The organism is Psychrobacter sp. T6-1 (assembly GCF_052258445.1).
Genome location: NZ_JBQQFC010000063.1, coordinates 1 through 11096, shown reverse-complemented (window position 1 = coordinate 11096; position 11096 = coordinate 1). Strand labels below are relative to the sequence as shown.

General features: G+C 44.5%; 8 protein-coding genes and 1 pseudogene. 2 read left to right on the top strand and 7 right to left on the bottom strand.

Annotated elements, in window-relative coordinates; all coding sequences use genetic code 11:
* Positions 1–86: 86 nt before the first annotated feature.
* A complete protein-coding gene (locus tag ACTXGO_RS05610) occupies positions 87–1049 on the bottom strand; it encodes a serine/threonine protein kinase (RefSeq protein ID WP_443573650.1) in 963 nt (320 codons plus the stop codon).
* 74 nt (positions 1050–1123) lie between these two features.
* On the opposite strand from ACTXGO_RS05610, the gene ACTXGO_RS05605 reads away from it, so the two are divergent.
* Positions 1124–2050: an ATP-binding protein gene (locus ACTXGO_RS05605; protein WP_443573648.1), complete on the top strand. Its 927-nt coding sequence runs from the start codon at positions 1124–1126 to the stop codon at positions 2048–2050.
* Between the two features lie 9 nt (positions 2051–2059).
* On the opposite strand, the gene ACTXGO_RS05600 is transcribed toward ACTXGO_RS05605, so the two are convergent.
* From ACTXGO_RS05600 to ACTXGO_RS05575, 6 genes are all read right to left on the bottom strand, one after another.
* Complete coding sequence (locus tag ACTXGO_RS05600; protein ID WP_443541450.1) at positions 2060–3208, bottom strand: MBL fold metallo-hydrolase; 1149 nt, start codon at positions 3206–3208, stop codon at positions 2060–2062.
* A gap of 46 nt (positions 3209–3254) precedes the next feature.
* Entirely contained in the window at positions 3255–3479 is a 225-nt protein-coding gene (locus ACTXGO_RS05595) for a hypothetical protein (RefSeq protein ID WP_317199981.1), read from the bottom strand.
* Positions 3480–3591: 112 nt separating this feature from the next.
* Complete coding sequence (locus ACTXGO_RS05590) at positions 3592–4260, bottom strand: glutathione S-transferase (protein WP_317199980.1); 669 nt, start codon at positions 4258–4260, stop codon at positions 3592–3594.
* 246 nt (positions 4261–4506) lie between these two features.
* Complete coding sequence (rarD, locus tag ACTXGO_RS05585) at positions 4507–5571, bottom strand: EamA family transporter RarD (RefSeq protein ID WP_443541449.1); 1065 nt, start codon at positions 5569–5571, stop codon at positions 4507–4509.
* A 141-nt stretch (positions 5572–5712) separates the two neighbouring features.
* Positions 5713–8499 (bottom strand): DNA gyrase subunit A, encoded by a 2787-nt coding sequence (gyrA, locus tag ACTXGO_RS05580; RefSeq protein WP_443573646.1) that lies wholly within the window; start codon positions 8497–8499, stop codon positions 5713–5715.
* Positions 8500–8919: 420 nt separating this feature from the next.
* Positions 8920–10641, bottom strand: a complete 1722-nt coding sequence (locus ACTXGO_RS05575; protein WP_443573644.1) for an alpha/beta hydrolase family protein — start codon at positions 10639–10641, stop codon at positions 8920–8922.
* A 263-nt stretch (positions 10642–10904) separates the two neighbouring features.
* Between ACTXGO_RS05575 and ACTXGO_RS05570 the strand changes: the two are divergent.
* A pseudogene (locus tag ACTXGO_RS05570) lies at positions 10905–11096 on the top strand (SAM-dependent methyltransferase); the annotation flags it as partial.

Here is an 11096-nt window from a genome sequence, read left to right as displayed (position 1 = left end):
TTCGAGTCTCTCCAGCCCCACCATTTTTCGATAGTAACTCTTAGACCAAATACCAAAGCCTGCTTATTAGCAGGCTTTTTTGTGTTTTATAAATAACTCAAATCTTCCAAAACCTCCTCCATACTCAAATACCTCTTCTCTACCCGCTTCGCAAGTGCCTTAGCCAAAATCAATTGATAGCGACGATATTGAGAAGGTAATAGCGGAATAGACTGCTGACAATGCTGAATGGCCCAATCTCTTATCGGCTCATAACTTTGATTATCAATTTTATATGCTCGCTCGCCCATTAATATCTCATACAGCATAATACCAAAGGCATAAATATCACTTTGCACACTTGTATTTTGCCCTTGCCAGCATTCGGGTGCTAGATAAGCGGGCGTGCCTGAGCTAGTTTTTAAGTTGTTTTTCTTAGCACTTTCAACAGAGCTGGGATCAATCAGTTTTGCTAAAGCAAAATCAGTAAGTAATAAGGCAGGATTTTTCGTATTGATAAAGTGCTTGTTATTAATTAAAAAATTACTCGGTTTGATGTCGCCATGACTTAAGCCAGCGTTATGCAGATGAGCTATCAAGCGTGCCGCTTGCATTATGAGCTGATGCTTTTGCAGCTCAGTTAAAGGCTGGGTGAGATACTTCGCCAAACTTCCCTGCGCGTAATAGGGCATGACGAGTAAGGTTAGGGTTTGCTGCTTTTCTAATACTTTTAAATGTAGGATGTCAAAAGCCAATACTGATGGCGCAATAGCAATTAGATTCTTATGATTTTGCTCTAGAGCACGCAAGACTTTAGCTTCATCATGAAACTCAGATGAACAGTCATCCATACTGAGCTGCCATTTGATCATGACATCACCGAACTGCTCATGCTGAGCGCGAGTTATACCTTGATATATCTGTGTATTATCAGCCTGCTGACTGATCCGTTGATGAGCCATGTTTTGATAGCCAAGCTTGAAAAACTTGCGTGTGATCATAGGCAACAGCTGACTCGCCTGCACTTGCAAGGCTTGTTGTTCTAAAGACATCGCGGCGCTATCTTTCATGATAAAATAAAGCCCTTGTATTTAACGAACAAAACAAACCCCTATTCTAACTACTCTTAATGATAAGAAACACTATGTCTCAGTACGCTCTACCTAAGCCTGTATTAGACTTGCTTGCTCAGTACTTACAGCAGCAATTGCCGCCTACTATTGAGATTGATTCCGAGCAGCTCGCTTATCGCTGGGTCGGCGGCGCGCAAGGTCATCTAGAACCTTTAGCCGTCAACCTGTTTTTGAGTTTAGATGACTTGCATGGTATCGATACGCAAAAGGCAAAACTGGTACAGAACACGCGCCAGTTCTTAAAAGGCTATCCTGCCAATCACGTACTCATGACAGGAACACGCGGCGCAGGCAAATCATCACTGGTGCGAGCACTGCTACAAGCCTACCATAACGAAGGGTTGCGCATTATCGAGATTGCCCGTGACGATTTAAAGGTACTGGACAAAATTCGCGCGGCTATCAATGCGCTGCCAGCGGATTGCCACTGCCGCTATGTGGTCTACTGCGATGATTTGGCGTTTAACGGGCAAGATGAGAGCTATCGCACGCTCAAAAGTGTATTAGACGGCGCGCTGGACTCTGAGCAAGACAAGCTACTTGTCTATGCCACTAGTAATCGACGTCACCTACTGCCGCAGCTCATGAAAGATAATGTCAGTATTTATGACGGTCAGACCGATGAGGTCAACCCTTATGAGACCATAGATGAAACGGTATCGCTCTCGGATCGCTTTGGTCTGTGGCTGTCCTTTCATCCGATGGATCAGCGCACCTACTTACACATTGTTCAGCATTATTTAAACACTATGTCTTTTAGTGCTGTGTCTGATGACAGTAATGAAGATGCAAATGATGACACTCTACCAGAGTCTATCAAAGCTGAAGCGCTACGCTGGGCCGCGCAGCGCGGCGGTCGCTCTGGGCGAGTGGCCTATCAATTTAGTCGCTACTGGATAGGACAGGTGCAATTGGCAATGGATGATGATAAACCTTAATATCAAAGTCTACGAATTTAGCTTATCAAGACCAGAATCTAAAGTAGAACCCAAAGCAGTCACTTGTCTATCAGCCCCTTCAACTAAATACTGGGCAAAGTCGGCAGCTAGCCATAGATTGCCCTGATAGGTGCTTTGAGCATCAGTGCGGATATGACCCATATTTGGCGTGCGACTGTCAGGATTATCAAAGCTCTGAAAACGCGCACTAAAATGCGTCAAAATTAGATTGGGCACACCCCTATCTTGCGCAAACTGTCCGATGAGTGCCGCGCTACTATGCATAGGATCAAACTCAAGATTTTTTGCCTGAATCTTGGCAAGCACTTGCGTAGTATAAGTGGCTTCGTGTACGAGCAGGTCTGTATCCTGTAGCGCGGTTTGTAAGCACGTAGGCGTGTCGTTATCTCCTGCGACGACGATACGAGTGCGTTTTTCCTCGGTGTTAACATAATCGGCTGAATATAGCCGCTTACCCTCTTTGGTATAGACGTCTTCGCCCTGTTGCAACTGTCCCCATATCTTACTAGCGGGCACCCCATCAGCGATTAACTTATCAGTGTTGAGCGTACGTCGACTTATCTTTTGCGTCATACCAAATGCGTGCGAGGGTACGCGGTGTGACAAGAGCGTAATATCAATATCGATATGATGCTGATCGGTTAGCTTGAGACGAATTTTATTGTCTTGGCTATCTTTAGCTTGTGATAACACCTCTTCTATCGCTATAAAATTAATAGTATAAGGCAAGTACAGATCAGTCGTTACTTTGACAGCCTCAATCAGCTGAGCGATGGCTTGCGGCGCGATAATCGTTAGTGGCTCAGAGCGTCCCGACATTGCGCTGCTAGCAAGCAAACCTGGCAGACCGTAGCAGTGATCGCCATGGACATGAGTGATGCAGATAGCGGCGAGCTGATGGACTGATAATGTAGTACGCAATAATTGCTGCTGAGTGCCCTCGCCGCAGTCTATGAGTAGCCACGGACGTGACTTTTTAGACGGTTGTGATGCAGATGCTTTTGAATGCGACGCTTTTGAATGCGACGCTTTTGAGTGAGATAAATAGGGATTAAGACATTCAACCGCCAGCGCTGTGACATTGCGATCTTTGGTAGGCACGCCTGCTGAGGTCCCCAAAAAGGTTAATTTAAGCATAAGCTACAGCTCTTATTTATATCTGTCAAAACGTATGCTTGTGAGACTAAGGCAATTGGCATGATAGCGTTCTCTCGCCTTCAATAATTTGACCGCCGCTGCCATAACACTCATTAACCATGTTGGACTCGTACGATTTCCAGCCGCCATAAAAACTGGCTACACATAGCAGCGCAACCAGTAGCTTTTGTCCCCAAGCTTTCATTGACACAGGCTGCTGAACAATGTCTTCTTCATTGAATGGGTTTTTTAAATTTTTTGGGTCTGCCATCATAATACCTTTATATTTACATCCAAAACAAAAGGGTGCGTTATCAATATTTTAATCGATAACGCACCCTTTGTCTTACTTTAAGTCCTGTTAAAAATTTTCAAACGATATACTAGAACTTTAGACGACCGCCTTTTTCTTCAGCGCGCTTAAAGGCATCACGCTCTTCACAGCGGTTAAGCCAGTTAAGCAGATTAGCATACTTTCTTTTATCCAGTCCTTTACCCGCATTAGCACCCAGTACAGCCAGATGCATCTGGATGTCAGCGGCGCTAAATTCGCTACCAGCGAAGTAACGATTGTCCTCTAAATGCTGCTCCATCATCGTCAGCATCTTATCCAAGCTGCTGCTAATCATGCTTTTTTCAACTTGATCACGAATCTTTTTACTAACAGGTTTGATCAGCATAGGTGACTGCTCGACGACTTTGGTAAATACCAAGCGCATAACTAGTGGCGGCATGACCGACGCTTCGGCAAAGTGCAACCAAAACGTATAGTTCTCCCACGCCGTCTCTTGATCATCAGTGGGTTTGAACTTATGCTCAGGATCATAGTGCTTGAGTAGATACTCGATGATAAATCCTGATTCTATCAGCGCTCGTCCATCAACTTCTAGTATCGGAGCATGACCGATAGGATGAATCTGCTTGAGACTATCAGGTGCGCGATAAGCCTTGTTACGTACATAACAGGTGAGCTTATAGTCAGCGCCCAACTCCTCTAATAGCCACAAAATGCGATGCGAGCGTGAGTTCTCTAAATGATGAAGATGTAACATAGGTAATCCTAATGTGATAATAGATATTTTATAAATTTTAGTTATTGTAAAGCTTATGCTTGATCGTCTTGTTATCTTTGATTACTAATAACAGCATAATTGTAAAACCATCGACGTCTGATCAAGTGCTCGTTAAATGCACCTAATCATAGCGTATTTTTTGCGTTTTGACACTTTATTGTATGACTAGTATAGAGGTAAAGGTTTTTGATCACCATTTATCTCTTTTAATATAGACCGTCGTTTTTAGCTTATGTTTTCTATTTTCTGCGATAGCTTTTCGATATTTTGTTGATACTTTTGGATTTTACGGAATCGATGTGCCGCTAGAGCGCCTTCAATACGGCGACTTTTCAGGCGGCGACGCGGCGGGAAGCTGTTCACCTGTGGCTCGTTGTAACCGTATAGATTATCCTCTGTGCGGCGCGTGATATAGCCCTTGGCACTATCGATAATCATCACTAGCAGCGCCAAACTAATCATCGCGTACATAAATAGTGAGCCACCCTCATCCAGACTTTGGTTGAGTACCGTTACGGACAATACAAACAGGAGCATAGGCTCAACATAGCTCAAAGCGCCAAACAACGAGATGGGCAGTTTGCTACTAGCGACCATGGTCAGCGACATCGCAAAAGCACTAAAGGCCCCTAACAGCGGCAACAAGTACCAAAACTTACTCGCTTGCATCGCCATACTAAAGCCGCCACTACTATAAAGCATGATTAAAACAAAGGGCGTCAGTAAGGTTAAATCAGACAACAAACCTGTGATAGGCGGTACAGCAAGTTTGCGACGCATCAAAAAATATGGCGGATAACCCAAACAGACAAACAAAGTTGCCCAAGATACCGTACCATACTGAAAAATATCGTAGCCAATACCGATAGCCGCAAGCAATGCCGCCACCCACTGCAGCGCACTCATATACTCACGATACAAAAACCGCCCAACAATAATCATCGCAAGCGGCAGTAAAAAATAGCCCAAGGTCACATCGAGACCCAGGCCATTGACTGGTCCCCACATAAACAACCAAATCTGCCCGCCAAGAATAGGCGTTGGTAAAATAAATAGCAACCAATCTATTGGCGTCTTTATGGTCTTTAGATAATCAACCACATGCTGCCACTGCCGAGTAAAGCTCACTAACAATATCAGGCTAAGCAGCATCATTAGCACCCGCCAAGACGCCACCTGCGTCCCTGATAAAGGCTGCATAAACAGCCCAAACAAAAACATCAAGGAGAATAAGAAGCTCGCTGATACAGAAGCGACTGTGCCTTGAAACGTTTGATTGGTCGTGAGCATAACGGTAGCCTCATAGGTTAGATAGATTGAAGATACTAGCGTGATAAAAACAGTTAGCAAAAACTAAAAACCCCCGACGATAACGTCAGAGGCTTTTTTTAAAAAAGGTTAAAAGTAAGAGTATGTTAGTCGCTTAGCGGATCAGTCCTCATCGGCGTCGCCTTCATTGTCTAAAGTAATATCGCCTAAAGCACCATCATCTTTTAGCTGATAGTCATTTGCAATATCGATAGAGTCATTGATCTCATCATGAGCGCTACTATCTGTCTGTGCGTCTATATCGATCTGCTCTTGGGCGTCAACATCAAAGGTGCCGTCCTCACGCATAGCATCGACGAGTGCATTATCACTCTCATCATGCTCAACACGGGCCATAGCCACGAGTTTCTCATCTTTTGACAGACGAATCAAAGTAACGCCTTGCGTATTACGGCCTGAGCTTGCGACATGCTCGACAGGGGTACGAACTAGCGTACCCTTATCTGAAATGAGAATAATGTCATCTTCAGGCTCCACCTTAGTCGCGCGAACCAAAGCACCATTACGCGCACTGGTTTTGATAGCGATAACGCCGCCACCGCCGCGGTTTTGGGTATTGAACTCATCGATAAAGGTACGCTTGCCAAAGCCGTTTTCACAGGCAATCAAGATTTCGCGGACATCATCTTCGATGACGACTAGGGATTTGATCACTTCATCGTCGCTCAGACGCATACCGCGCACGCCTTTTGCAGTACGGCCCATAGAACGCGCATCATTTTCATCAAAACGAATAGCCTTACCACTTGAGGCAAACAGCATAACCTCTTGACTACCACTAGTAATGCGAGCGCTAACGAGCTTGTCATCATCCTCTAAACCAACAGCGATTAGGCCATTAGAGCGAATACTAGCAAACTGCTCTAGCTCAACGCGTTTCACTGTACCGTTAGCGGTTGCAAAGAACACAAAGTGACCGGTAACATCAGCGGTATTTTGCGGTATTGGCAGTATCGTCGTGACGGTCTCATCACCCGTCAAGCCAATGAGATTGACTAATGGACGACCGCGCGCGCCGCGACTAGCAATAGGTACTTCAAAGCCGCGTAGACTAAAGACACGTCCGGTATCGGTGAAGCAAAGCACCGTCGCATGCGTTGAGGTCACCACCAAATGATCGATGACATCGTCTTCTTTCATCGCCGTCGCTGACTTGCCTTTTCCGCCACGTTTTTGAGCGACATAATCATCGATTGGCTGCGTTTTAGCGTAGCCTGTACGTGATACCGTCATGACAACCGTTTGCTCAGGGATTAGATCTTCACGGTTAAAGTCGGTACGCGAGTCAATAATGTCAGTACGACGCTCATCACCGAAGTTGTCCCGAATCTCAATCATCTCATTAGCGATAATGGTCATCAGCTTATCAAAATCACCAAGGATAGCTTCTAAATTGGCGATTTCGCGCAGTAGATCTTGATACTCTTCAGTTAATTTGTCCTGCTCAAGACCTGTTAAGCGATGCAATTGCATATCCAAAATTGCATTGACCTGCTCAAGTGATAGACGATAACTTTGCTCGCCTTGTACTGAGCCATCAATTAGACCAAAAGGTGCTTTGGGATCTTCGCCTTCAATATACTCTGGTCGTACTGACTGACTACCTGCGGCGGCGAGCATAGCAACGACGCTACCTGAGCCCCAAGTATTACCTAGCAAGCTCTCACGCGCCTCACCACGATTGGCTGAGGCTTTAATCGTCGCGATAATATCGTCAATGTTGGCAAGTGCAACCGTTAGGCCCTCTAGCAAATGACCACGAACGCGCGCTTTATTTAGCTCATAAATAGTACGGCGCGTCACCACTTCTTGACGATGACGTACAAAGGCGGCAATCAGTTGACGCAAGGTCAACAGCTTAGGCTGACCATTATCGAGTGCTACCATATTGATACTAAAGCTCGATTCAAGCGGCGTTTGCAAGAATAAGTTATTGACGATAACCTCAGCGGTCTCACCACGGCGCAGATCGATAGCGATGCGCATACCGTCTTTGTCCGACTCATCACGAATCTCTGTGATGCCTTCGATCTTTTTGTCACGAACCAGCTCTGCGATACGCTCAATCAGCTTGGCTTTATTGGTTTGATAAGGCACTTCAGTGAATACGATACGCTCACGATCACGGTTGACGCCTGTATCACTCATCGGCTCGATGATATAACGACCACGCACATGCAAGCGCCCTTTACCCGTACGATACGCATCTAGGATACCTGCACGGCCATAAATGATACCACCTGTCGGAAAGTCAGGACCTGAGATATGCGTCATCAGCTCTTCCGCTGATATTTGCGGATTATTGGCATAAGCGAGGCAGGCATTAATGACTTCGGTCAAATTGTGCGGCGCCATATTGGTTGCCATACCGACCGCAATACCAGTTGCACCGTTGACGAGCAAGTTTGGAATACGCGCCGGCAACACGCTTGGCATACGCTCAGAGCCGTCGTAGTTGTCTTCCCAATCGACAGTGTCTTTATCCAAGTCAGCGAGCATCTGATGAGTCAGCTTGGTCATGCGCACTTCGGTATAACGCATGGCGGCTGGTGGATCATCATCGATCGAGCCAAAGTTACCTTGACCATCAACCATGGGATAACGCAAGCTAAAGTCCTGCGCCATACGCACAATAGCGTCATAGACGGCGCTATCACCATGCGGGTGATATTTACCGATAACATCACCGACCACACGTGCCGACTTTTTGTAAGCTTTGTTATAGTCATTTGATAGCACATGCATCGCATACATAACGCGGCGATGCACAGGCTTGAACCCATCACGCACATCAGGCAGCGCGCGCGAGACGATCACGCTCATCGCATAATCCAGATAGGATTGCTTTAACTCGTCTACGATGGCAATAGGACTGATCGAGTCGCTCATATATACTCCTTTACTCGTATTTCGTTCTACCGTTTATGCCTTTGTCAAAATGGCTAACTGTCATACGTAAATTAGACGCAAAAACGCGTCATTATTAGTAAAACTGACCATAAAAAGGAATTATAAGTAATGTAAAACAGTAGGAAAATGGCGATAGTTTTAAGGTTTAAATAAAGAAGCTATTTTAGCATAAATTTAGGCGCTTAGGGGTATCTGAGTGTCATTAAAATCAAGCAAAAGCGCTAAATATTGGCTTATATTTTGATGCGTTTTAGACTCCAAAATTATGCTAGCTTAATCTCACTTTTTATCGCAAGTTTTAGTCCAGATTTAACCGACTCATTTGACACTAAAACAAAAAAACTGCATCCGATTGGATACAGTTTTTCGTTTGCTTAATATTTATGAGTTTATCGAAGATTAGCTCATTCTAAGCGGCGTTTGAATCACTCTATCATTGTCTTCTTGGTTAGCCGTTTGATTAAAGTTTTGCTCAAAGAACTCGCGCGTCGCTTGAGTACAGGCAGTGCTTGCAAGTGCACCGTGATAGTTTGCCAGTGTCGCCTGGCCTGCAGCTTGCGCTAATAGTATAGGATCAGTTACCCCTGCTGCTCTAGCATTTGCTATAGCCCGATTCTGCACAGCGGTCAAACTTGCGGCAAATCTACTTTGAATATTATCAATAGTATCGGTACTCATCCAAGCATTACTCATAGCACTACCGATTGAAGTGACCGTATTTTGGTCGCGATCATCATCATTGGTCGCATCTACATCCAGAACGGTAATGTTTAAATTAGCAGAGGGCGCAGCGCTTGCTTGTTGCAATATAGCAGACATAGACCCTGTATTTAAATCATAAAATACTGTTGGATCCTGATTGCCCCCACACAGTAATGTTGGCATCTTTGGAATATATCCACGCAAATCATTATCTTTTAACGCTTTACGAAGGTTGTTTTGTGGGTTCGCTGCTGGTAAGGCACCTGTCATTGCGATCAAACTATCAGGATTGGCTAATGCATCAGTAACAAAGGCCGCTCTAAAGTCAGTTTTGATAAGATAGTTGGTATCACTAAATCCTATCGATGCAAAAGGTAGTGGGCTTCTTGGTAGCGCATCAAGTACAGTATTGCCGGTAGGCTTTGCTTCAAATAGCGCAAACTCAGGTAATTTACCAGCATCCACTAACTCATCAAAGGTAAGCAAACTTGGCAACTTAGTATTGGCATATTGGCTGCTAAATATATCTGTAGTATTACGATAAATATCTTTGTATTTTTTCTCTAAACCTGTTGCCAATAATGGCGCAAAGCGCGTAGCGCCGATGTTTACGTTGCCAGAAAAGATAGCATCACCAAACGCTGCTAATGCGTAAGGGCCAGATAATGGTGCGATAGCGGTGACTGTTTCGCCATCTTGCTCTAACGCTCTAGCTGTGGCCATAGCTACGTGACCACCTTGTGAGTACCCACTGATAAACAGCTTATCAGAATCCTCAATACCAGTGTAATTTGCATTATTATTGTCCTGTTCATCATCAATGATATCGCGTGCACTCTCTAATGCATCGATCATATCAGTAGACTGCTGCTCAGCGACCAAATACGGATGATAATCGAGATCTGACTCATCATAACCGGCGTAGTTAGGTGCGACAACGATATATCCTTGAGCAGCAAAGTTTGCCGCGATTAGAGTTGCTTCACCCACCGCTGGGTTTTGTGGATTACCGACTTGAGCAAAATCGTAGTCTTTATCCGTTGTGGTACCATGAGCATAGAGTAAGATAGGACGATCACCTTGACAGTCCGCATTATCACCACTAGGCAACATCAAGGCTGCGGTTGCAGTGGTATCTTCGCCAGCAGCGCCTTCAGTTTTATAACTGACTTTTTCTATTTTGATGTCACATTTAGCATCAGGTATTGACGGATCATTTGCACTAAATGCGCCATCTATTGTTGCCCGATTAAATTCACTAATAGACTCAACACTAATGTCTGAATTATCGGTTATTCTTTCATTAAAGTCGTTATCATCCCCGCAGCCTACTAGCAGTAAACTACTGGCAACAGCGACCGATAAGATACAACGAGTCATAGTAGGTGTATTAACAGAGGTGGATTTGGGTATAATCATAGGTGCTGTCCTTAGCATGAGTTGGGCAGATAATTGCCTAAAATCCTTGGCAGTAGAATTGCATCAGCCTATCATTCGATAATGAGCAATTAAAAGCTTAATTATCTATAACTTAGTCAATAGGCGTCATTATTTATACCGTAAAAAAACTTCAAAAGCTACTGGTATAATATCCTTGCCGTTCACTTTTATTTTACTAAATCTTGTAGCGCGAGAAATAGAAGCCACTTCTTGATAGAACAACAAATAAAGACCCAACTATTATGCACAATAAAAGCCAGACGTATCAACATAGCACGAGTCAAACGATAAATTCAGTAGAGCAAGAATCACAAGACAAGCGAGCGGATCGCAGTTTTGATGATATCGCTGATCATTTTGCAAAAAAAGTCTATGGCGGTCTAAAAGGCGATATTAGATTGGCAGTGTTGCGACGCGATATCTTTGAATATGTC

Bases quoted from the DNA above. Each gene is read 5' to 3' on its own strand.
- gyrA (WP_443573646.1), bottom strand. From the start codon at position 8,499: ATGAGCGACTCGATCAGTCCTATTGCCATCGTAGACGAGTTAAAGCAA.
- rarD (WP_443541449.1), bottom strand. From the start codon at position 5,571: ATGCTCACGACCAATCAAACGTTTCAAGGCACAGTCGCTTCTGTATCA.
- ACTXGO_RS05600 (WP_443541450.1), bottom strand. From the start codon at position 3,208: ATGCTTAAATTAACCTTTTTGGGGACCTCAGCAGGCGTGCCTACCAAA.
- ACTXGO_RS05575 (WP_443573644.1), bottom strand. From the start codon at position 10,641: ATGATTATACCCAAATCCACCTCTGTTAATACACCTACTATGACTCGT.
- ACTXGO_RS05595 (WP_317199981.1), bottom strand. From the start codon at position 3,479: ATGGCAGACCCAAAAAATTTAAAAAACCCATTCAATGAAGAAGACATT.
- ACTXGO_RS05610 (WP_443573650.1), bottom strand. From the start codon at position 1,049: ATGAAAGATAGCGCCGCGATGTCTTTAGAACAACAAGCCTTGCAAGTG.
- ACTXGO_RS05605 (WP_443573648.1), top strand. From the start codon at position 1,124: ATGTCTCAGTACGCTCTACCTAAGCCTGTATTAGACTTGCTTGCTCAG.
- ACTXGO_RS05590 (WP_317199980.1), bottom strand. From the start codon at position 4,260: ATGTTACATCTTCATCATTTAGAGAACTCACGCTCGCATCGCATTTTG.